This window comes from Acinetobacter lactucae, assembly GCF_013122135.1.
In the GTDB taxonomy this organism is placed as follows: Bacteria; Pseudomonadota; Gammaproteobacteria; order Pseudomonadales; family Moraxellaceae; genus Acinetobacter; species Acinetobacter lactucae.
In genome coordinates this window covers 1,497,954-1,522,042 of sequence record NZ_CP053391.1, presented here as the reverse complement: position 1 = coordinate 1,522,042, position 24,089 = coordinate 1,497,954, and the positions used below count along the sequence as shown (strand labels likewise).

The following is a 24,089-nucleotide window of genomic DNA, read 5'->3' as shown; positions in this document are numbered from 1 at the left end:
TATGGGAAATACGCGGAACCATTCAACTAAAAAAGATCCGCGCGTAGATTTTAAAAATTAATAGGTCACTGTCACAACAACACTATCAGAATAAGTCCCCGGCCTACTTGCGATGGAAGTACCTTGCGGAATTTTCCCATAGACAGGTGTACTTTGCGCGCTACCTGTACCGGTTTTTGAGACTCCTCCTGCTCCCCCAACACTGGTTACGCCTCCTGTAGCATCCCATACCGTACTATAGTTAGAGTCTTTATAGAGTTGATAGGGAATAAATTCATTATTACTATTCACCATACGCCTGAATCCACCACTTATACGGTTATTACCGTCTCCTAAATAAATACTATAGGGTGTTCCAAAGTTACAAGTCGTATTCACAGCGCCTTGAGTTGTGTAGTCTCGTTTTGTAATACTGATATCATTAATGTTTCCAAAATCAACATTTGATGTTGAGTTTAGTTGGCACAGACTTGGTACCACAAAGTTTGCTGTTAGTAATGTATCACCCGAATCCCAACCACCAAGTAAATCACCACATGATAAACCCAAAAGATCCATATCCCAATACAACCGAACCGAAGCCGTATATGTTCCTTTAGGATATGCAATGAGCGACCCCGTTCGAGCTGGTACTTTTATATTTACCGAGTAACTCACAATATTATTTGATGCGACTGTTGCTACTGGACCATACCACACATTAGAGGTTTGATTAGTGGTAGAAGACCCAGCTCCACCTACAGTTGCTGTGACGGTGTAAGGTAATGAAACATTGTTAATTGCATTTGTAGTTCCCGTAAATACGGTTTTCATACACATGAAATTAGAAATCTGGGGAAGCCCTAAATTCGTGCAAGTAATGGTTCCTGAAAGGTTTACAGTTGCATCACTATTAATATTTGCTGCCGTATATGTAAAAGTATTATTTGTGGTACCGCTTACTGTACAAGCAGCTTGTGCTGGACTAAAAAATGCATAAACAAGATAAAATAAGCAAATGCCTATAAAGTATTTTAAAGACAAAGAGAAAAATTTATAGCTCTGTATTTGAGCCTTATTCATAATATTTAATGACATATATAAGGTCCCAATTTTTTAGTTGAGTACTGATTCCCGTTATAGCTGAAGTTAACTTGGCAGGAACCACGATCCGTAAGATCGACTTCAAGTTTGTTTTGCTTTAATAAGTTTTGAATAAATACTTCGCCGTCATAACCAACTACACCCTCTTGCTGTCCATTAATTCGAACCGTATAACCCGGCAATAACGGTGAGTTGTTCGCATCAACAAGTTTTACTAATCCTGAATTAACTTGATGAGCACCAAAATCAATTAAGGTTCCTTGGCGATAACCGACCACTGTTTTTTGTTCAGTCGCTTTAACGCTCCAGTTAAGGGGCAGATAAGACGGATCCAAATAAATATGGTTCTCTTGATATGGCATGAGGCTTGGAATTAAAAATCTTCCAGACTTATCAGTTTCTCCTAGATTTACCCCGCCATTTATAATTTGGCTTTTCGGTCCAGCATTGGTGACAACCGCATAACCCTCTCCAATTTCATTGGCCGCAAAGATTCGCCCTGCGGCTGCAACCAAGGAACCCGTCGCTGATAGTGCAACCTGATCGTTGTCTCCAAATCGGTTATAGCGTCCTGTCAGGTAAGCAGCCCGTGCTCGATAAGAGGCATAGATTGAAGCATTGTTTTCATTCGCATCCTGATCTCGCTCAACATAACCACCCCAGCCAAATGATCCGATTTTCGGTTCTGATAAGCCGAAGATTTCCTCACGGTAACTCAGGCTGCCACTGTCACTAGAAACACTCGTAATCGCATTAAGCTTACTGGACGGTGTATAACGCAGGGCAAAGTAAAGACCATAGTCCTTGTTATTTTCATAATCTTTATAGGCTGAGGTATAAAATCCCCAATTCTTGTTAAGACTTCCACTTAAGTTGGCAGACAGTAATTTATAGGAGTTATCGCTATATTTGATCTGGTTATAGCCCAGATAAGCCCCGTAGCCTGCGTAAAAGTTGTAGTTAATCCCTGCCCTAAAAATCTCATCGGCCAGTGCACTGTAGCTCAGATAGTTGTGTGGCTCGGCATCGGTCTGGTTATCTTTTAAATATCTGACTTGAGATACACGGGCAAGGTCAAAATAGTTATCAAAGACTTTGCGGTAACTGGTGTTGAACGAAATATTCTTACTGATGCGTCCTTCTAAACCCAGCAAGGCAGAATAGCCGTTTTCATCTTTATACTGGCTTGCTGCAATATCGGCATTAATCACTCCAAGACCAAACAGATTCTTGGCAAAGCCTGTGCCGAGATTCGACAGGCCATCTGTTGACGCTTCTGCTCCACCGCTTAAAGTCAGTGAGTTGCTGTAGCCGTATCGGATCGCACCTGATGCAAAGGTGGCATCGTCATAATCGTTTGAGTACAGTCCATAGTTATAGCGTGGCACCCCCACGTCTACTGAAAACTCATTAATGCCTTTTGCCAGAATCTTGGAAGAAAAATAGTAAGGCTTTTTGGTAATGCTCTGCTGGCCTGTTGCATCGGTGGTCACCAGCGTGACTTCATTTCCGGAAATAAACGGCAGTTGCTTAATATCAAAAGGACCTGAAGGTACTAGCCCTGAATAAATCTTTTGCTGGTTGACGTATAAATCTAAAGTTGAAGGCAGTGCAGCCGAACCGGAGAATTGCGGGAGTGCTGAGGTGACAATATCACCGCGCTGGGTGTAGGCACTCGACCACTGGAAACCGGCAAGCCGTACACTACTGCCCCAGTCAGGGCTGTTAGAAATAAAGTCCCCTAAGGTATAGATCCTGATCTTTTCAGGGTCGACATATTGCCACTTACTTTCTAGGCGTACCCACTTTTCATGGCTATAACTATTTTCATTACTGCCGTTATATAAAACGCCTGATGAAAAGTTACCGATCGCGCTGTTAAAAATCCCTTCAGCTGAACCTGAAAAGGTATTTTCATCACTGGTTATGCTGTTATACAGGCTATAGTTGAGAATAGCCGCGTTTAAGGGTTTCATCTTGAGCAAATGCGGGCTAGTAATCTGCTGACCATTAAGGTCAACTGCATATCCTGTCAGCATGTTTGACGGAACATTTAGGTTGAGGGATTGCTCATTTTCCAGATATTTAAACTGGATTTCGTTTAGATCGTTAATACATACCCATTGGCTATCTGATATGTGCTCATCCATTTTCAGTCTTAGAGCTTTTAAATCACGCGCACGGATATAGAGCTTGCCATCTTGAGCTTGCTTTACCGAAACCAAATCTTCAGAAGCATTTGCATTCACAGAAACGTTTAAAAAAAGCTGAGTAAAGCTAAGATTTTGCTCCTGTTTATCGACCTTCACCCCTGCATATTTATTCTTGCTATTTATAGCATCGGGAACACGCGGAGTTGCTGTGTTCGTATGATCTTGAAGTTGCTCAGCAAAAGAATATGCAGGAAGATATGCAACACATAAGACACCTATAATGTATTTCATATAAGCCTCTTAAAGTGTGGTTTTCTTACCATTAACTGTCAGAGATACGCTGTATTTATGATTTGGCTGATATGTGAAATTATTAATAGAGTAACTTCGGGTCTGCTGTCCAAGAATATAACCATTCACAGTGTTTACTTGGATCGGATAACTTTTATTTGCTGTAGTATCAACAAGCGTTAAATTATTTAAAAGTGCATGTCGATTACCAATATTACTAATATTTAAAGAAGGTGCCTTCTGATTAGAATCAATTTTCCAATTCAATTTAGTAATCGCGTCTTTATTGACTACAAATACAGGCAAAGATGAGCGAAGTAATACATTTATTCCTTGAGCTGCTTTACGACTATCAACTGGTTTTGGTAACTCATCAATAATAATACGATAGGTTTTTTCACCAGCAATCGCTGACGGATTAATTCTGACTACACGTAAGTTATACGAGTCATTAGGCTTTAATTTTAAAAATGGCGGACTAATTGCGATCTCATCAGTAGGAATTAATTCATCCTGCCCATTCTTCTGCACCCATTCAAACACGCGAATCTGTAAATCAGTACTTTCATTCGACTGGTTAAATAAACTAATCGAAGAAGCACTTTGATTACTCAATATTTCCACATTCACGGGTGAAATTCGGATTGTAGCCGCACTCAACGTGCTAGATAGAGATAACAATAAACTCGTAATAATAAAGATGTTTTTTTTCATGAGTTGCTCAAAATAAATCTTTTAATGTATTAGCCCTCTTAAAGGGCTAACAGTATTTCTTATTTATAAAAATTAGTAAGTTACGGTCACGGTCACTGTATCTAAATAACTACCTGCACTTGGTAAGGTCGTTCCGGCAGGAATACGGCCATACACATTTACAGTTTGAACATTACCCGTTCCTGTTCCGGTGTATGCTGTTGTTGCAATACCAATTGCTGTTGCACGGTTAGTGTCTGAGAAAAGGTTATAAGGAATATATTCTGTAGTGGTTGCTCCACCAATCATACGACGTTGAGTTGATAAAACATTCTGGCCACCATCAAAAGACAAAGTCCACGGTACAGTGTTGTTACAAAGTACTCTGATTGGAGTACCACCTGTGGTCGTAGTATCTGCGTCTACGTTGCTCGCAAGTGAACTTAATGTCCCAAAGTCTAAGACCGCATTTGATGTAGTACCTGTAGCTGAGGTATTTAGAACACAGCTATTTGTAACTGTCGCTCTAACAGTCAATGTTCCAGTTGCTGTAGCGGCATTTGCTGTATTGAGAGAAAATAATCCTGCAGCAATTGCTGATAAATAATAAAAAGTCTTTTTCATGGTCTAAACCTTTTTACATTAAATTGTTGGCATTAATAGATGTAAAAAAATTAACCCTTACTATTACAATCTCTTTTAATTTGACTGCTCTTTTAAAGCTTATATTTTTTACCCTATTTTGGTCATAATACATAAAAAAAGTTAAACTGCATGACAACATTTTTATTTAGAATTTCAATTAATAAAATACAATTACTCAAATTAACCTCAATTAACAATTCATTAACATTTAAAAAAATAAATTGCTGATTTTATTTAACTTAATAAAAAGACTATAAATTTTATTGGAGAAAATTTAAATAAATATGTCAGTCTATTGAGCTTAATTACCTATAAACAAAAACGATTTTCAGCGTCAATTATTCTATTTTTTAGTTTATTATTCTAATAATTTTTGATTTTATATCTTTACTTAAAGATGTATTTAAAATAAATCATTAAAAATTATAATTTATCTAAAATAAAACTAAAAAATCATAAAGCTAGAAAACAACTATAAAGTTAATTTTTGACTGCTATATTTGTATTTGGAAATATAAAAATAAAGGCCTCATATGAGACCTTTATTTAGTGTATTTAAACCTAATTAAACGCTTAACATACTATTTAAAGTTTCAGACACGTTTTTCGATTTCACTTTAGGCTGCAATGCTTGCAAGGCTTGCTGCACTTGAGTACGTTGAGGCTCTGCAAGCGTATACCAACGTGACAATACTTGTAATAGACGTGAACCTAAAATTGGGTTCTTTTCATCCAGATATTGTGCGAGGTTAATAAAGTGAGCTACACCAAAGCCCCAAGTATTTTCAGGGTTATTTGACAAGCCGCCGCTTACCGCACGAATACGGTTTGGAGTCGTTAAGTCATAGTCAGGATGTTGAGTTAAGTACTCGATTGTTTCAGTGGTTGCATTTGGGTTTGCAGCTTGAATCATAAACCACTGATCTAAAGACAAAGCTTCATCTTTAAAGCGGTCATAGAAATCAGCAAGAGCATCTTGAGCTTGAGGCGCACTTTGCCAAACCAATACACGTAACGCACCTAAACGCTCAGACATATTACCTGTGTTTTGGTACTGCACATGTGCCAATTCAAATGCAGTTTGATCACCCTGACGTGCCATCATCATGAGCATAATATTCTTTAAAGCACGTACACCCATCGCTAAAGAAAATTCTTTTTGCAAGTCTGGGTCAAGTGTAAGGTAAGTATCTTTCCAGAATGAACCCAGCTCTTGTGCCAAACGATTGAGTAAGGCCTCACGTTTTACGTGAATATCAGTAGGTGCATAATCATGATCGATACGGCTACCCAAATAACCTTCACTTGGTACATCAAACAAACGTGATGCTAAAAGTGGATCACGCCCCACTAACTCAGGTAAAGTACTTTGAATAGCTTGAATGTACGCATCTGCAGAATGGTCTTCTAGCAAAATACGCTCGAGCAAGGTTTGTGTTGCTTGCCACTGGTTAAAACCATTTGTTTCGTGCTGAATTAAGAATGCTAATTCTGCATTAGTATAATCAAACACAAGATTTACAGGCGCAGAGAAATTACGAAGTAGCGACACTACTGGTTGCTCAGTTACCCGTGTAAATTCAATAGTTGCTTCATCTTGATCAAACAGATATACGCCATCTTTAACATCATTTACGAATAGGCTGTCACTGTGCAATGTATATTGCTCACCTGATTTAGCATTGAATAGTGCCAACGCTACAGGAATCGGTACAGCTTTTAAATTTGGATATTTAGGGTGTGCTTTTAGGCTTTGTTTAAAACTTAAACGATAAGTTTGTGTCGCTGCATCGTACTCACCTTTTGCTTCAAGCTTTGGCGTACCTGGTTGGTTGTACCAAGTTAAAAATGCAGATAAATCGACACCTGAACCCGCAGATAATGCAGCAACCCAGTCTTCTACCGTTACGGCTTGGCCATCATGACGGCGGAAATATTCATCCGTACCCTTACGGTATTTTTCTTTACCCAACAAAGTCGACATCATGCGGTTAATTTCCGCACCTTTTTCATAAACAGTTGCGGTATAGAAGTTATTAATTTCTACAAAGTGATCTGGACGTGGTGGATGCGACAAAGGACCTGCATCTTCAGGGAATTGATGCGATTTAAGTACAGCGATGTCATCAATACGTTGAACCGCAGCAGATTGTAAATCTTCCGAGAAAGACTGATCACGGAATACCGTTAAACCTTCTTTTAAGCAGAGTTGGAACCAGTCACGGCAAGTAATACGGTTTCCTGTCCAGTTGTGGAAATACTCATGGGCAATTACAGACTTTACACGCATGATTGCAGCGTCAGTGGTGTATTCTTCATCAGCAAGCACGCATGAAGTATTAAAGATATTTAAACCTTTATTTTCCATTGCACCCATGTTGAACTGGCTCACTGCAACAATCATATAGTTGTCGAGGTCATATGCGCGGCCATAGTGTTCTTCATCCCAACGCATAGAATGCTTTAATGCTTCCATCGCGATATGGCATTTTGGAATGTCTTTCTCGATTGCATAAATTTCTAAAGCAACATCACGCCCTTCAGAAGTCGTATAACGATCATTAAGTACAGCTAAATCACCAATGACACAAGCAAATAAATAGCTTGGCTTTTTGGTCGGATCTTGCCAGATTGCAAAGTGACGGTTTTCACCCACCTCACCAGTTTCAAGCAAGTTACCATTGGCAAGTAACACAGGATATTTTTTGTCTGCTTCTACACGAGTCGTAAAGACTGAAAGTACGTCCGGACGATCTGGATAGAACGTAATTTTGCGGAAACCTTCTGGTTCATTCTGCGTTACAAACAACTCATCTGCTTTATATAAACCTTCTAACTGAGTATTTGTTTCAGGATGAATAATCACTTGAGTTTGTAAAATGACTTCATCTGGTGCATCAGTGATCACCAGTTGCTCACTATCGAGTGAATATTGTGCAGGAGTGAGAACTTGACCATTTAGCTGAATCGATTGCAATTCAAGATCACGGCCTAATAACACCAAGTCTCCAGCAGTTTGGCGCTTCATCACCAATGTTGAATCAACAATTGTTTTATCGTCATAAACTTGAATATCAAGATTAATGGATTCAACCAAGAACGAAGGTTTTTGATAATCTTTTAAATAAACAGTTTGATCTGCCTGAACTGGAGGCTGTGCCGCAATATTCATCTTTATTCCTTATATACTTTTCGGAAACCATAGTACGAATTGTTATGAGTTGACCATATTCAATCATACATACTGTGTTTACTTACCTTTATAAAATTAATGGGACTTCATTTATACTTTTCAAATTAGAATCGTCTTTTATTAGCACAGATTAGACCAAATTTACGATAATCGTTGCTTATATAATCAATCTATACAATAAAAATAAAACACCTTCGGCTTTTAACATTTTTTAGGCCTAGCTTACATTTTGGGCATGGTTCTTGCCTTATCTAATACACCAATATAACTATTTCAATCAGAACAAGAGGTATCCACTATGGAATTAAAAGCACATTTACATCGCTTAGAAAATATTAAAGCGATCCATGATCTAGACGCAGCAGGACTTGACCACCATGTGATTGCAGTATTTTTATCTGCTGAAGGTATTTCAATGACTGCCCAAGAAGTAACGACCATCGTAAACACTTACGATGCATTAGGTAAAGTCAAATTACCAAGTAAAAAAGTACAGGCACTCATCAATGCCAAAAAACTTGGACAAAATGATGAGAGTTTGCCGTGCCCTGTTTAATTAAACTTCGAATTATGATGAAGACCTAAAATCCAAACGTAGATTTTAGGTCTTCCTATTTTAGCAGCAAACAAAAAGACAATCTCAGCCATCTACAGCGTTGCTGTGTATAATAGCCCTTTCATTTTTTATTTTATGTTCGGAGCAAAATGGCCTTACAAATTCTACAAAAACAGCTAGATGAAAGTAGCCATTGTCCTCTCTGCCAAGCTTCGATGTACTGGGTAGATGCCGAGCAATTTGAACAAGACATTCAATTTCATGAATGCAGTCATTGTCAGCACCGCATATTTAAAGATGAAAAAATGACGTGCCACTGTGAAACCTGTACTAAACAACGTAAAAAGCTTTTACAGCAAACACGCTTACAAGAACAACGCCAATTTAAGTCAAAAGATCAACCACAGCGAAGTCTGGAACAACTGAGTTTTTTACATAAACTATTTTTACTCAGTGTACTTGATGACTATGCCCGTGATGATATTGCACATGATGAATACATTCACTGGGACCGCATTAAATCCCATCACATTACTCCGAACTGGATGTTTCAAAACCATCTAATTAAACAACTTCATAAAGATGGAATTTTAAACGCTCAAGACCAAGCGGATGAACCTCAATGTTTTTATTTAAACATTCGCTTAGATGGTTATAGCGACCCAAGTTTATTTAGTGTTGCCCAGCAACTACGCCATTGGTTTTATGAAAACTTAAGTCTCGGTATACCATTTCGCAGTGCCGATGAAGTGAAAGATGTACTATTTCAGGTGCTCTATCAAGAAATTATCCAGTTTATGCAGTTCTACTGCAGAACATGGGGCGTTCAAATTGCAGGAAGCACTAATTTCCAAACTTTTTGTTATCGTTTAATGGATTCATTGGCGATTGGACAAATTTACTATTTGATTCAAACCGCGCTCGAATATCTTTATAAACAAAAAGCATTGCAGCCTCGCAATGAGAAATTTATTAACACCAATTTATTAAAGAAAACCTTAGAGCAGTATCGAGAGAGAGCTTTAGCCGAAAAGTGGGAAACCTCCATGCTGCCTCGTCCTCATAATATTCCCTACAGTAAAATGAGCTATATTTTGCTTAACCGTTTCTTGGGCTACGACGAACAGATATTCGTACAACCTGTCTGGAAAGCATGGCGTAAAATTGAACCGCGTTTAAACTTTTATTCGGTTAAACGTTGTATGCATTGTGGTTCAAATGATTTAACTGTTGATTATGATGCGGCCGATTATGTTTCTTTAATTTGCCAAAAATGTAAGCATCAAGATCACTATTTCACCCACTAAATCTATAATCACTTTGGCTTGATAAGGATAATAATATGACATCAGCATCGACTTTAATTGAGCAAGTAATTGAAGCTTGGCAAAACGTGCAGGCAAAAACACCTCTTGTGCAATGTATTACCAATAGCGTTGCAGCGAACTATACAGCCAATGTGTTACTTGCTTCTGGTGCCTCACCTGCCATGATTGATAATCCTTATGAAGCTGAAAGTTTTACCAAGATTTCATCTGCTTTAAGCATTAATTTGGGCACACCAACTTCAGAGCAAATGCAAGCCATGCAAATCTCTGCCAAGACCGCTCAGCTTAACAATGTTCCTTGGGTACTCGACCCAGTTGGATATGGACCAATTTTAGCTTGGCGTAGTCAAATGACAGACGAACTTTTACAGTTCAAACCAAGCGTTATTCGTGGTAATGCCTCAGAAATCAGTACGCTTGCAGGCAACCAAGTTCAATCTAAAGGTGTCGATAGTACTTTAAGCAGTGATCAAGCCTATCAACAGGCTTACTCCCTATTAACGCATGGAGAATGTATCGCTATTTCGGGCGAGTCAGATTACATTTTATCTAAAGAATTAGACATCGTTATTCAGGTAAATGGCGGAAGTCCGTTACAACCTAAAATTACCGCAACGGGCTGTGCATTGGGTGCTTTAATCGCAGCATATAGCGCTGTGAGTACCCCAAGCATTGCCGCACTTTCAGCTCATGTTCACTTCGCAATTGCAGGTAAACTTGCTGCAAATCAAGCGCAAACTATGGGAAGTTTTAGTACTATCTTTATGGATTATATCCATATGTTAGATGCCAACTTAATTGAGCAATATGCTGATATCAAACTTTTAAACCTACAGGCATAACCCAAGTTAGGCCTGTATGACTTGCAATCATTTTAAAAGTAAGTAGATATCTGTAATAAGCTCGGATTCTTTCACCTCATGTACAAAGTTGTGATAGTGAAAGAAAACAGGATAATCCCCCGCTTCTTCTGTTTGATCGGGTAACCAGTTTCTAAAGATGTAATACACACTATCTTTAATCTGGTCATGACTACCAAAATGTCTTACGGTTGCATAACGACCCGCAGGAATTTCTCCTGTTTGTATGTCGTAACTATTTTCGGGTACAGCCTTTTCAATTGAACACGCAATATCGAATCGAAACTCGTCAGATGGGGTCTGTTCAGGGTCAGCAAACGGAATACCATAAGTTCTAGATTTGGTCACAGGTGATAAACCCGTTTCTTTACGCCAAGCAATAAAACGTGCAGCCGTTTCAAAGACTTTATCTGGACTGCCTAAATGCGACAGATAGGCAATCTTTTCAGCAGGCCGCTCAACAATATTTACATTCATTTCTAGCTCACATTTTGGAATCGTAAAAACAAACTTCTGGTGCCAAGATTCCCAGTCTGGTTTCTCTCTAAAAGCCCGAGGAGTTTGATCAAATGAACGCTTAAATGCACGAGTAAAAGCCTCTGGACTCTCGAACCCTGCTTGCAATGCAATCTCAATAATTTTGAGATCAGGTTCAAATGTCAGTTGAAAAGAGGCCCGCTTTAAACGAGAAAGTTGAATAAACTTCATCACATTTAGGCCAATATGAATGGCAAAAATTCGATGAAAATGAAACTTGGATAAGGCCGCAATCTGGCTCAATCGATCAACATCTAAATCTTCATCTAAATGTCGTTGAATATAATCGCAAACCAGTTGCAGCTTTTGTGTATATACAGCCATACATTTATGTCTGTTCATTCGATAGCACTACTTTTACATAGTGCTCATCTCTATTCTTGATCGAAATTGCGCTTTTTAGCGCTTATACAACTTGCTTGAAATAATCTTCTCTTGGCATATCGACAAGCTCAACGCACAATTGAATTTCTTTATTAAAATCTGGTTGTAGATATTTTTTGTTGCTGAGTGCCGCTAATAACTGCTCACCCATAAGCTGTTTTTGTTCGGCGGTTCTTCCTGACAAAATATAAACTTTTACATGAATATAAGCTTGATCAGAGCCCCCTAAGCCAATGAGGAAAACGTCATCTTTACGCGCACGGCTTTTAATATCTTCTGGGCTGAATAGCTCTGTCTCAATAAGCGTAGTATTAATTTCTTCAAGTAATTGTTTTGCGTTTAATCCAGTTAAATTTTCTGAATAATCAACTACAACGTGCGGCATAGCCACCTCAATTTATATAATAAGTCATTAAGCGAATTAAACTTTACTCAATAAATAATAAAGCTAATCGAACCTGATCATATCCCATCCGAGGACTAGTTGCCTCAACAATTGGTCTTAGTTTGATCGAACCATCATCAGAAAAATGATCTGGATTTTGGCGCTTTTTCAGCTTCTTATAAATTTTACGAATTTCTTCGACCACTTCTTCACCCGGATGGGCAACCGAAATATCTAGCTTTTGTTCTTTATGAAGTCGAGCCAAATGGTTAATAATCGTCGCTGGGGTTAGACCACGTTCATGCGCGATATCTTCAATTTCATAGCCTTCTTCAAACAAGACACGTGTCTCGTCTAGCGTTGCCGTAGCGTAATTTTGCTTGCCATCTTTTGCGAGTTTTTTCTCATTACGAGAAATCTCAGTTTCATTTAAGGTGCCGCCACAGTGACGAATAAACGCTTTATGCTGAGCCGTTAAATCTACATCTGCAAAGTTATCTTCGGCTTCTTTTGAAAGCTCTTGAAAACGGCGATCGGCTTTTACAGCTAAACTGTCTAATTCTAAAGCTTGCTCATTAATCCCTAATAGCTTTAACCCCGTTAAAGATTTCAAGCGCGAAAGCGCAACATAACCCTGACCTTTTTCAAAAGTGTTCATGAGGTTAATTTCAGCGGCTTCTAAAGTCATCCCTTGGCTTTTATGAATAGTAATCGCCCATGCTAAACGAAGCGGAATTTGCTGAAAACTTGCAATGACCTTACCTGCTTCATTTTCAACGGACCAAGTTTCAGGGGCAACTAGCAAAGTCGTGCCATCAGTGAGTTTTACTTTCGGCAGTAAGCCATTTTCGTCATCTTCCTCAAAGCCGATGACTTCACCCAAACTTCCGTTGATATAGCCCATATCAAAGTTGTTTTTTACAAACATCACTTTGGCATGTTTTTTAAGTGTGAGTTCTTCTGGCGCACGAACCGAAGATTTTAAAGTTTCTAATAATTTTTCATTCCCATCTAAAACAGCATTGAATTGATGCCCTTCGTTATCAATTTCATTTAAGTGCTGATAATTGATATTGTCGACATCCATATTGTGCGTATAAAGACGCGTAAAGGTCTCACCAATATCGTGTGAGCGTGATTGACGCAGTGCTTGTAAATGATCTGCTTGAATATTTTGCGCGCGAATAGCGTTTAGAATCTGGTTCAGAATTTCGTCGTCTTGACGGTGTTGTTCCGTTAAATAACATACACGGAATTTGGCTTCGACCCATGCATCTGACATAAAGCAGAACTTGTCACGGTTGGCTTCACCATTACGACCTACAGGCGGCAACTGGAAGAAATCTCCAGCCACGATGACTTGAATACCACCAAAAGCTTCATCGCTTTCTTTAAAATATTTTAGAACCTGGTTAACCAAATTAAGCTGTTTCGCATGTAGCATCGAGATTTCATCAATTACGAGAACTTGCGCATTTTCAAGATGTTCCTTGAGATATTTACGCTCTTTCATGCGTTTTAGATCATCGTCAGTTAACAGATCTTTAATACCAATGCCAGCCCATGTATGAATGGTCATACCGTTCATATGCGTTGCAGCAATACCTGTAGATGCCGTAATCGCCACAGGCACTTTACGTGCTTTTAGGTATTGGATGTACTGATTAAGTGTATAGGTTTTCCCTGCACCAGCCGAACCGGTTAAAAAGACATTTTCACCTGCTTTAAGCAGTTTAAGCGCAGTTTCCTGTTTCATAATCTCATATGTACATCTTCAACAGCCCATAGCTTAACGATTTTCCCGAAAAAATTAAATGAATGTGCCAAACTTTCTAAAAAGTACTTATAAATCAAAAATTAAAAACAAAATAATATTTGGTAGGTTTTTGGTAGGTAGGAAAATAATCTTCACATCACAATACTAAGGCCATGGTGAGGCTCACCTGTAATAACAAACAATGGATTTATGGAAGAAGGAATCACTCCATGGCTTTTAAAAATATTGCAGATCAAACAAACGGTTTTTATATTCCTTGTGTATCACTCTTTGGACCAGGATGTGCTAAAGAAATTGGGACCAAGGCTCAAAACCTCGGCGCAAAAAAAGCATTAATTGTGACCGATGAAGGCTTATTTAAATTTGGTGTTGCAGACCTTATCGCAAACTATTTAACCGAAGCAGGCGTTGCAAGCCATATCTTCCCAGGCGCAGAACCCAACCCAACCGATATTAACGTTCATAACGGGGTAAATGCCTATAACGAAAATGGCTGTGACTTTATTGTCTCACTAGGTGGCGGTTCATCTCACGACTGTGCGAAAGGAATTGGTTTAGTCACTGCGGGTGGTGGTCATATTCGTGACTACGAAGGCATCGATAAAAGTAAAGTCCCGATGACGCCATTGATTGCAGTGAATACAACGGCTGGTACTGCATCTGAAATGACTCGTTTCTGTATTATCACCAATACCGATACTCACGTAAAAATGGCGATTGTTGACTGGCGTTGTACCCCACTTATTGCGATTGATGACCCGAAACTCATGATTGCAAAACCAGCTGGTTTAACCGCTGCAACAGGTATGGATGCATTAACCCATGCAGTTGAAGCATATGTTTCTACGGCAGCAAACCCAATTACCGATGCCTGTGCAGAAAAAGCGATTACAATGATTAGTCAGTGGTTACAACCTGCTGTTGCAAATGGTGAAAACATCGAAGCACGTGATGCGATGAGCTATGCACAATATTTGGCTGGCATGGCATTTAACAATGCATCTTTAGGTTATGTTCACGCAATGGCTCACCAGTTGGGCGGTTTTTATAATCTACCTCACGGCGTGTGTAATGCAATCTTGTTACCACACGTATGCGAATTTAACTTAATTGCTTGCCCAGATCGTTATGCAAAAATCGCTGAGTTAATGGGTGTAAATACTCAAGGGCTGACCGTAACAGAAGCTGCGTATGCTGCAATTGATGCCATTCGCAAACTGTCTTCATCGATTGGTATCCCATCTGGTTTAACCGAGCTTGGGGTGAAAACTGAAGACCTTGCCGTCATGGCCGATAACGCTCAAAAAGATGCATGTATGCTCACCAACCCTCGCAAAGCAAATCATGCACAAGTTGTGGAGATTTTCAAAGCAGCACTGTAATACTGATGTAATGGCATATCCCTCTAGTAAGTCAAATCCCTCCGACCGTTGACTTACTTTTTTGGGGAATACTTAGCTCCAGCGGTATTCCCTTTTTTTAGAACCTTTACTCCAACCTTTTCCAAACCTGATTGACAATTCGCCCATTTCATTGAAGGATACTCTGCATGTCTTAATTACAATAGCTCGATAAAAATGAATACATCTTTAGCTAATCAAACTTATGTTCCAGATATTTTAGGCACAGGTTACGAACAGCTCACACTCAACTTTCCTAGTGATTATGAAGGTAAAGTTGTAGCCACTTTAGTGCGTAAAAAAGCCGCTCAATCTACTCAAAAAGCCGTACTTTATATTCATGGTTTTTTAGATTATTTCTTTCAAACCGAAATGGCTGAGCAATTCAATGCTCATGGTTACGACTTCTATGCACTCGATTTAAGAAAATATGGCCGCTCAAAACTGCCTCATCAAATTTTCTATAATGTGCTTGATTTAAAAGAATATGATGCCGAAATTACTCAAGCATTAGAGATTATTGGCGCAGAGCAACACACTCAGGTTTTACTCGCAGGGCATTCAACTGGTGGGTTGACAGCAACGCTTTATGCTGCCCATCATGCAGATCATCCTCTTATTAAAGCGCTCTGGGCGAATAGTCCATTTTACGATTTTAATTTAAGTTTAGTCGAAAAGAAATTTGGTATTCCAATGCTCAGTCGAGTAGGAAAATATCTGCCAAAAGTTAAATTCCCAAGCCAATTAAACAAATGGTACACCACCAGTCTTCACAAGCAGCTCAAAGGTGAATGGGACTTTAATCTTGACTGGAAACCGACCTCTGCCCCTACAGTTCAACTCAGCTTTGTACATGCAATTCATACGGCACAAAAAGAGATTCACCGCGGGCTTAAACTGAACGTTTCTGCACTCATTATGCATTCTCATCAGACTAAAAACCCACGCAAATGGGGGCCAGATGCGACTCAAAGTGACGTAATTTTAGATGTTAAAGATATTGAAAAACATGGTAAAAAAATTCAAGGCGATGTCTCGGTTGTCTCTATTCAAAATGGATTGCACGACTTAGTCCTTTCGGCCCAGCCAGTACGAGAACAAGTCTATCAACAACTGTTCCAGTGGCTGGATCAAAAAATCACTTAACTAAGCTTAGGTGAATCAAGGTATTTCATCAGCAATTGATGCGCAGGATGTTCGCTCGGAACTAACTCCATAAGGCGTTCTACCGCATCAATTGCTTCAGGGAAATGAGCTAGATGCTTTAACAGTAAATCTGTTTCTTGGGTTTTAAAAATTGCATCGCTCAAGCGTGATTCAAGGCAGTCGCGCCATGCACATAAAAACGGACTTTCAGTTTTTGCCAGAAATACACCTGTGTAAAGCTGCAAAGCCGAGGCTGCATATCCTGCATCAAGCGCTTGTTCAGCTTGTAAAAAATCGGCCTCAACATGTACCAGCAAACGATATGGGCGTGAACCAAGTAAACCACCCAAAATATCTCGTAGTTGAGACATTTCAGCTTTAAGCGTACCCATACTAACTTTACGTTCGCCATAGAGCGCCTGATAAAGATGCTCTAAAGTTAAGCCATGTGGACATAAAGCCAATATGGTTAAAATTTCAATTTGACGCGGCGTTAATAACAGACTCTTGCCATTAAATTTAACTTGTGGCGTCGAAAATGCACGAATATGTAACTGTTGACGCTGTTGCTCTAGCAAAGCAGATTGAATAATGGATGCACAACGTTCAGCAGCCAGAATTCCTAAACTATTATGGTTCTTCCATGTGGTTGATAAATCAACAACACCTAGCGTTTGTTTCGAATATGGATCGATAATCGGTGCGGCATAACATACCCAATCATGAATCGACTCCATGTAATGTTCATTTGAAAAAACACAGCTTGATTGTTGAGTTTTTAAAGATAAAGCCAAGGCATTGGTGCCAACAAATTCTTCACGCCATTGACCACCTTGTACAAAATGCACACGTTCAGCAGCACTTTGCATTTGAGCACTTGGTGCAGTCCAAATAATGGTACTGCCGATATCACCGACGGCAATCACCATTGAAGATTGCTCTGCAATATGACGCAAGTCATCGGCACATTGGCTTAAAGCCATATCTAAAGCATTCTGTGAAGCAGTTTTTTTCTCGACTAGTGGAGCCGCAAAACGCTCCTTAGGAATCGCAGCAGAGGCTGATCGTTCCCACGAGCTTGCAATACTTTGGCCGAGTTTGGCAGCGTTCTGAGGAGAGAGACTATTTTGCGTGCGCAGTTGATCAATCAACGTCCGTTGCTGCAATAAATCCTTTTTTGTGAACATTTGTAAATTCCTTATATATCCACATTTCTATTCCAACCTTTCTCCAACCTTCTTCTTTATATCCTAATTATACAAAGTACGAAAGTACCTACTGACAGGGTTCTTGTTAGTCTTTAGTCCTAAAAAGCAAAGGAATATTTATATGCGCTATATCGATCCAAATCAACCAGGCTCAAAAGTTCAATTTAAATCACAATACGAAAATTTTATTGGCGGTGAATGGGTTGCACCTTTAAAGGGTGCATATTTTGACAATGTATCTCCTGTTGATGGAAAAGCTTTCACACGTATTCCCCGCTCTAGTGCCGAAGATATCGAACTCGCGCTAGATGCAGCGCACAAAGCGAAAGCAACATGGAATAAAGCCTCTCCAATGGTACGCTCAAATATACTTTTAAAAATTGCTGATCGTTTAGAAGCAAATCTTGAAATGCTTGCTGTTGCAGAAACTTGGGATAACGGTAAAGCAGTCCGTGAAACTTTAGCAGCAGACCTTCCACTTGCGATTGACCATTTCCGTTATTTCGCTGGATGTATTCGGGCTCAAGAAGGTGGCATCTCTGAAATTGATGAAGATACCATCGCCTACCATTTCCATGAACCACTCGGTGTGGTTGGTCAAATCATTCCATGGAATTTCCCAATTTTGATGGCAGCATGGAAACTGGCACCTGCTTTAGCAGCTGGTAACTGTGTGGTAATTAAACCAGCTGAGCAAACTCCAGTGGGTATTTTGCTAGTTGCTGAACTGATCCAAGACATTTTACCGCCGGGTGTCCTGAATATCGTCAATGGTTTTGGTGCAGAAGTTGGCCGCCCGTTAGCAACAAATCCACGTATTGCCAAAATTGCGTTTACAGGGTCAACTCAAACTGGACAAATGGTGATGCAATATGCGACTGAAAATATTATTCCAGTCACCTTAGAGCTTGGCGGTAAGTCACCAAATCTTTTCTTTGAAGACATAATGGATAAAGAAGATGACTTCTTAGAAAAAACACTTGAAGGTTTTGCGATGTTTGCTTTAAACCAAGGTGAAGTATGTACTTGCCCTTCTCGTGCTTTAGTACAAGAAAGCATTGCTGATCAGTTCTTGGAGATGGCTGTCGAACGTGTAAAGCGTATTAAAACTGGTCATCCACTTGATACTGAAACCATGATTGGTGCTCAAGCATCTCTACAACAACAAGAGAAAATCTTACGTTGTATTAATACTGGTCGTGAAGAAGGTGCAGAACTCTTGCTTGGTGGTAGCGGCCGTAAAGAAGTAGGCGATGGTTATTATGTTGATCCGACTATTTTTAAAGGTCACAACAGTATGCAAGTTTTCCAAGAAGAAATTTTTGGACCTGTACTTGCTGTGACAACATTTAAAGACTTTGATGATGCAATTAAAATTGCCAATGACACCATGTACGGCTTAGGTGCAGGCGTTTGGTCACGTTCAGCTCATATTTCTTATCGTGCTGGTCGTGCTATTGAAGCGGGCCGTGTTTGGACAAACTGCTACAACATCTACCCTGCACATGCTGCATTTGGTGGTTACAAGAAGTCTGGTATTGGGCGCGAAAACCATAAGATGATGCTAGATCATTATCAACAAACTAAAAACTTGTTGGTGAGTTATTCAACTAAACCAATGGGCTTCTTCTAAGTTTCGCACCAAGTTGATGCCACACTATCAACACCAGCAAGAAGTAAGATGACTAATCATATAAGAAGCCAGTAATTTAGATTGCTGGCTTCTTTATTTTATATTGTTAATTCTTAAGTTCTTACTATTTGGAATAAAAAAGTGCCATCTATTAACTAAAGTTTTTCATTTAGGCACTGCTTTTGCATTGATAAATACAAACCAACTCGCAGGAGTATTGTATGAATCAACCAGAAACAGCTTCCGTCATTTCTTCAGATACAGAAATCTCATCAGCAGAATATTTTGCTCAGCGTCAACTTAAACAAGGTACGGTTGGTTGGTTACTCCTAATTGGTTTAGGCGTAGCTTATGTAATATCGGGTGATTTTGCCGGTTGGAACTTTGGTATTGCTCAAGGTGGTTGGGGTGGTATGTTTATTGCCACTGCTCTCGCTGCAATCATGTATCTGTGCCTGTGTCTTTCTATGTCAGAAATGTCCACCATGATGCCAACAGCAGGTGGCGGTTATAGTTTTGCACGTGCTGCTTTTGGTCCTTTTGGGGGCTATTTAACAGGCACAGCCATTTTAATTGAATACGCAATTGCACCTGCGGCAATTGCTGTATTTATTGGCGGTTATTGTGAATCTCTATTTGGCATTAATGGCTGGATGATTTATCTCGCCTGCTACGCCATTTTTATGGGCATACATCTTAAAGGTGCTGGAGAAGCCTTAAAAATTATGTTTGCGATTACACTTGTCGCAGCAGTTGCTCTGGTTGTGTTTATTGTCGCAATGATTCCACATTTTAATACGCAAAATTTGTTAGATATTCCTGTTGGAACAGCAGCTGGCGCAAGTCGTTTTCTACCTCATGGCTATTTAGGCATCTGGGCCGCTGTTCCTTTTGCAATCTGGTTTTTCCTCGCAGTTGAAGGTGTTCCATTAGCCGCCGAAGAAGCAAAAAATCCAGCCAAATCTCTCCCACGAGGTTTAATCGGAGCAATGCTTATATTAACGGCGTTTGCCATGCTCATTTTATTCTTAGGTGCGGGCGCAGCAGGTGCAAGTACTTTACAAAACTCAGGCGCTCCTCTCGTCGATGCTCTGGTTAAAGTTTATGGTACCAACACTTGGCTTGCGACTTTTGTTAACTTTGTCGGTTTAGCAGGTTTAATCGCAAGTTTCTTTTCAATTATCTATGCCTATTCACGTCAAATCTTTGCACTCTCTCGTGCTGGCTATTTACCAACTTCACTCTCTTTAACTAATAAAAATAAAGCGCCTTATTTGGCAATTATTATTCCGGGCATTATTGGGTTCTTACTTTCACTGACCAAAGAAGGCGATTCACTGATTTTAATTGCGGTTTTTGGTGCAACCATTTCTTATGTGTTGATTCTTTTATCCCACATCAAACTACGCCTATCTAAACCCGACATGCCTCGTCCTTATAAAACTCCCGGAGGAATTTTCACTTCAAGTATTGCCTTAGTCCTAGCAGTCGCTGCTGTAGTTGCGGGCTTTGTTGTTAATCCTAAAGTTTGGTTTATTGCTGCCGCCATTTATATCGTATTTATTGCTTACTTTTTATTCTATAGCCGCTATCATTTAGTTAAAGGTACACCAGAAGAAGAGTTTGCAAATATTAAAGCCGCAGAACAAGAACTATAAATAAAAGGAAGCAACTATGAGTTATCGCAATATTATCGCCAATCAACAATATCACTTTGCTGACTTGAAGACCTTGATGGCAAAAGCAACACCGTTACGTTCAGGCGATGAATTAGCAGGTGTAGCGGCCAGAGATGCAACCGAACATGTTGCGGCACAAATGACTTTGGCCGATGTACCGCTTAAAACCTTTTTAAACGAAGTTGTGGTCGATTATGAAACCGATGAAATTACACAACTGATTATTGATGAACATGATCTGGCAGCCTTTGCCCCTATTTCACACTTTACAGTAGGTGATTTCCGAAATTGGTTACTGGGAGAAGAAGCCAATGCCCAAACCTTAAAAGTATTAGCATCAGGTTTAACTCCAGAAATGGTGGCTGCCGTTAGCAAAATTATGCGCAATCAAGATTTAATATATGTCGCCAGTAAATGCGAAGTAATTACCCAATTTCGCAACACCATTGGTTTAAAAGGTCATCTTTCTACCCGTTTACAACCGAACCATCCTACCGACGATGTACTTGGTATTTCTGCCAGTATTTTAGACGGTTTGATGTATGGCAACGGCGATGCCGTGATTGGCATTAACCCAGCGACGGATAACCTGCATAATTTGTCAGAGCTACTAAAATTACTTGATCATGTCATTCAGGAATATCAAATTCCGACGCAATCTTGTGTACTCACGCATATCAGCTCAGGCATTCAACTCGCTGAAAAAAATGTGCCAATTGATTTAATGTTTCAATCGATTGCGGGTACGCAGCTAGCCAATGAAGGCTTTGGAATTTCACTCGACTTACTACAAGAAGGATATGAAGCCACGCTCGCACTTAAGCGCGGAACTCTTGGACAAAATGTTATGTACTTTGAAACGGGTCAAGGGAGTGCCCTATCAAGTAATGCTCATCACGGCGTGGACCAACAAACCTTAGAAACTCGTGCCTATGCTGTAGCCCGAAAATATAACCCACTTTTAGTAAATACAGTCGTTGGTTTTATTGGCCCTGAGTACCTTTTTAACGGTAAACAAATTATACGTGCAGGACTAGAAGATCACTTCTGCGGTAAGTTACTTGGCGTGCCAATGGGCTGCGATATTTGTTACACCAACCATGCCGATGCAGACCAGAATGATATGGATGTTCTCCTCACTTTATTTGGCGCCGCGGGCATTAACTTTATTATGGGAATTCCGGGTTCAGACGATGTCATGCTCAACTATCAAACGACTTCATTCCATGATGCTCTCTATTTAAGACAACTTTTAGGTTTAAAACCCGCTCCTGAGTTTTCTGCTTGGCTTGAACAACAAGGTATTTTCAAACAACAAAACTCTCAAATTTGCTGGGCAGACCACATGCCGGATCAATTCTCTCGTCTGCTGATGAATTAGGGAGAACACCATGAAACTTAATCGTGATATTAAATACCCATCAAGCACGCATCAAGATCAGTGGGAAAAACTTAAACAATTTACTGATGCTCGCATTGCATTAGGACGCGCTGGTTGTAGCATCCCAACACGTGCTTTACTTGAGTTCCAGTTGTCGCATGCCCAAGCAAAAGATGCGGTTTATCAAACTCTGGATGTTTTCTATTTATCAGAGCAATTAGCACAAAGGCAGTTGCAAAGTCTTCATGTTCAAAGCAATGCTCCTAATAAGGAAATTTACCTCAAACGTCCAGATTTGGGGCGCCAGCTTTCAACCCCATCAAAAGGTGCCTTAAGTAAGAAATATGCAGAAAATCCGAAGCTATACGACGTTTGTATTGTTGTAGGTGACGGTCTCTCTGCAAGAGCGATTGAAGCGAATGCTATCCCATTCATTACAGAGCTAAATGAACAAATTCAGCAAGAAAACTGGAACCTCGCACCAATTGTACTTGCCACAGGTAGCCGAGTTGCTTTGGGTGATGAAGTCGCAGAAATCTTTAAAGCATCTATGCTTGTTATGCTCATTGGTGAGCGCCCTGGTTTAAGCTCTCCGGATAGTATGGGAATTTACTACACATGGAATGCATATTCGGGTTGCCTCGATGCTAAGCGCAACTGTATTTCAAATGTTCGCTCAGCAGGTTTAAGTATTCCAGTTGCGGCACAACGTTTAATGGCATTAATGAAAAAATCAAAACAACTTGGTTTTTCAGGAGTTAATTTAAAAGATGAACATCAACTTTCAGATATAGGCATTGAACAAACTCAAAAGCTATTATTTTAAGCAGTGGAATATGCAAAGAGATTTATTGAAAAATAGATAAACCTTTGCATAACACTATTATCTTAACGAAAAATATCAATTTTCAGGTATTGACGATTTATACAGATATTTTCTTCTTTATATTTATCGCTATACTCCAACTATTGATCTTCTATGAATCATTTGTATGAACACAACAAACGCCTTCCCTAAAACTATTTATGCCATTCAGCATCTTGCTTTCGAAGACTTAGGTTCATTAGAAGATGTGTTTTATCAACATGGATTTCGCGTGCGTTATTTTGAAGCAGGCGTAGATGATTTAACTCCTGCTTTCTCACACGATGGATTAACTATTATTTTAGGTGGCCCAATCGGGGTTTATGAAACTGAAGATTATCCATTTTTAAAAGATGAAATTGCTCTACTTAAACAACGTTTAGCAGCAGATAAACCTACACTTGGTATTTGTTTGGGTGCACAGCTTATTGCTCATGCGCTTGGTGCAAAAGTATATGCAGGACATCAAAAAGAAATTGGCTGGGGTCCACTAAGCTTAAGTTTACGTGCCAATCAGGTGTTATCTCCTTTGCTTAATAATGTACATGTTTTACATTGGCATGGCGATACTTTCGACCTTCCCGAAAATGCTGTGTTATTAGCTAGCTCAGAGATTTATACCAATCAAGCATTTGAAGTTGGAAATAATATTCTCGCATTGCAGTTTCATATTGAAACGACAGAAGAAAATTTTGAGAAATGGTTAATTGGCCATACATGCGAACTTCGTAATGCCAATATTTCAATTCCGAAACTTCGTGAACAAAACTTACAATATGCCCAAGCACTCGAACATGCTGCATTTGAGGTTATTCAAAAATTTTTAAAAAGAATTGGTTATAGTGGTTAAACTATAAAAATTCTAATGCGTGCAAATACTAAATTTTACCAT

19 protein-coding genes are annotated in these 24,089 nt (G+C 39.5%); 10 read left to right on the top strand and 9 right to left on the bottom strand.

Annotated features, from left to right (window positions below):
• Nucleotides 1–57: 57 nt before the first annotated feature.
• The 5 genes from HLV59_RS07040 to pepN form a co-directional block, all read right to left on the bottom strand.
• Nucleotides 58–1,077, bottom strand: coding sequence for a Csu type fimbrial protein (locus HLV59_RS07040; protein WP_031948743.1), 1,020 nt, complete (start codon nucleotides 1,075–1,077; stop codon nucleotides 58–60).
• Nucleotides 1,068–3,527: a fimbria/pilus outer membrane usher protein gene (locus HLV59_RS07035; RefSeq protein ID WP_171429624.1), complete on the bottom strand. Its 2,460-nt coding sequence runs from the start codon at nucleotides 3,525–3,527 to the stop codon at nucleotides 1,068–1,070. Before HLV59_RS07035 ends, HLV59_RS07040 begins: the two co-directional genes overlap by 10 nt.
• Before the next feature lie 9 nt (nucleotides 3,528–3,536).
• Nucleotides 3,537–4,241: a fimbrial biogenesis chaperone gene (locus HLV59_RS07030; RefSeq protein ID WP_031948748.1), complete on the bottom strand. Its 705-nt coding sequence runs from the start codon at nucleotides 4,239–4,241 to the stop codon at nucleotides 3,537–3,539.
• 72 nt (nucleotides 4,242–4,313) lie between these two features.
• Nucleotides 4,314–4,844, bottom strand: a complete 531-nt coding sequence (locus tag HLV59_RS07025; protein ID WP_171429623.1) for a Csu type fimbrial protein — start codon at nucleotides 4,842–4,844, stop codon at nucleotides 4,314–4,316.
• A gap of 586 nt (nucleotides 4,845–5,430) precedes the next feature.
• A complete protein-coding gene (gene pepN / locus HLV59_RS07020) occupies nucleotides 5,431–8,037 on the bottom strand; it encodes an aminopeptidase N (RefSeq protein ID WP_171429622.1) in 2,607 nt (868 codons plus the stop codon).
• A 319-nt stretch (nucleotides 8,038–8,356) separates the two neighbouring features.
• Between pepN and HLV59_RS07015 the strand changes: the two genes are divergently transcribed.
• The 3 genes from HLV59_RS07015 (at nucleotide 8,357) to thiM (ending at nucleotide 10,784) form a co-directional block, all read left to right on the top strand.
• Complete coding sequence (locus tag HLV59_RS07015; protein ID WP_031948752.1) at nucleotides 8,357–8,614, top strand: hypothetical protein; 258 nt, start codon at nucleotides 8,357–8,359, stop codon at nucleotides 8,612–8,614.
• Nucleotides 8,615–8,763: 149 nt separating this feature from the next.
• A complete protein-coding gene (locus HLV59_RS07010; RefSeq protein ID WP_171429621.1) occupies nucleotides 8,764–9,921 on the top strand; it encodes a hypothetical protein in 1,158 nt (385 codons plus the stop codon).
• A 35-nt stretch (nucleotides 9,922–9,956) separates the two neighbouring features.
• On the top strand, nucleotides 9,957–10,784 hold the full coding sequence (gene thiM / locus HLV59_RS07005) for a hydroxyethylthiazole kinase (RefSeq protein ID WP_171429620.1): 828 nt from the start codon (nucleotides 9,957–9,959) through the stop codon (nucleotides 10,782–10,784).
• Nucleotides 10,785–10,811: 27 nt separating this feature from the next.
• Here the strand turns inward: thiM and HLV59_RS07000 are convergent, their stop codons facing one another.
• From HLV59_RS07000 to HLV59_RS06990, 3 genes are all read right to left on the bottom strand, one after another.
• Nucleotides 10,812–11,663 (bottom strand): AraC family transcriptional regulator, encoded by an 852-nt coding sequence (locus tag HLV59_RS07000; protein ID WP_171430590.1) that lies wholly within the window; start codon nucleotides 11,661–11,663, stop codon nucleotides 10,812–10,814.
• 82 nt (nucleotides 11,664–11,745) lie between these two features.
• Nucleotides 11,746–12,108, bottom strand: coding sequence for a 5-carboxymethyl-2-hydroxymuconate Delta-isomerase (locus HLV59_RS06995; protein WP_016145761.1), 363 nt, complete (start codon nucleotides 12,106–12,108; stop codon nucleotides 11,746–11,748).
• A 43-nt stretch (nucleotides 12,109–12,151) separates the two neighbouring features.
• Nucleotides 12,152–13,864 (bottom strand): AAA family ATPase, encoded by a 1,713-nt coding sequence (locus HLV59_RS06990; protein WP_171429619.1) that lies wholly within the window; start codon nucleotides 13,862–13,864, stop codon nucleotides 12,152–12,154.
• Nucleotides 13,865–14,094: 230 nt separating this feature from the next.
• On the opposite strand from HLV59_RS06990, the gene mdh reads away from it, so the two are divergent.
• Nucleotides 14,095–15,267: an iron-dependent methanol dehydrogenase gene (gene mdh / locus HLV59_RS06985; protein ID WP_057106361.1), complete on the top strand. Its 1,173-nt coding sequence runs from the start codon at nucleotides 14,095–14,097 to the stop codon at nucleotides 15,265–15,267.
• A 195-nt stretch (nucleotides 15,268–15,462) separates the two neighbouring features.
• The gene (locus HLV59_RS06980) at nucleotides 15,463–16,431 is read left to right on the top strand and encodes an alpha/beta hydrolase (RefSeq protein ID WP_171429618.1); all 969 of its coding nucleotides are present in this window, start codon (nucleotides 15,463–15,465) and stop codon (nucleotides 16,429–16,431) included.
• Here the strand turns inward: HLV59_RS06980 and HLV59_RS06975 are convergent.
• Nucleotides 16,428–17,618, bottom strand: coding sequence for a helix-turn-helix domain-containing protein (locus tag HLV59_RS06975; RefSeq protein WP_017385401.1), 1,191 nt, complete (start codon nucleotides 17,616–17,618; stop codon nucleotides 16,428–16,430). The genes HLV59_RS06980 and HLV59_RS06975 overlap by 4 nt on opposite strands.
• 142 nt (nucleotides 17,619–17,760) lie before the next feature.
• Between HLV59_RS06975 and exaC the strand changes: the two genes are divergently transcribed.
• From exaC to HLV59_RS06950, 5 genes are all read left to right on the top strand, one after another.
• Nucleotides 17,761–19,272 (top strand): acetaldehyde dehydrogenase ExaC, encoded by a 1,512-nt coding sequence (gene exaC / locus HLV59_RS06970; RefSeq protein WP_171429617.1) that lies wholly within the window; start codon nucleotides 17,761–17,763, stop codon nucleotides 19,270–19,272.
• Between the two features lie 221 nt (nucleotides 19,273–19,493).
• Nucleotides 19,494–20,930, top strand: coding sequence for an ethanolamine permease (gene eat, locus HLV59_RS06965; protein ID WP_163119025.1), 1,437 nt, complete (start codon nucleotides 19,494–19,496; stop codon nucleotides 20,928–20,930).
• A 16-nt stretch (nucleotides 20,931–20,946) separates the two neighbouring features.
• Complete coding sequence (locus HLV59_RS06960; protein WP_163119026.1) at nucleotides 20,947–22,332, top strand: ethanolamine ammonia-lyase subunit EutB; 1,386 nt, start codon at nucleotides 20,947–20,949, stop codon at nucleotides 22,330–22,332.
• A 10-nt stretch (nucleotides 22,333–22,342) separates the two neighbouring features.
• Nucleotides 22,343–23,158, top strand: coding sequence for an ethanolamine ammonia-lyase subunit EutC (eutC, locus tag HLV59_RS06955; protein WP_163119027.1), 816 nt, complete (start codon nucleotides 22,343–22,345; stop codon nucleotides 23,156–23,158).
• Nucleotides 23,159–23,324: 166 nt separating this feature from the next.
• Complete coding sequence (locus HLV59_RS06950; RefSeq protein ID WP_057106355.1) at nucleotides 23,325–24,047, top strand: glutamine amidotransferase; 723 nt, start codon at nucleotides 23,325–23,327, stop codon at nucleotides 24,045–24,047.
• Nucleotides 24,048–24,089 lie beyond the last annotated feature (42 nt).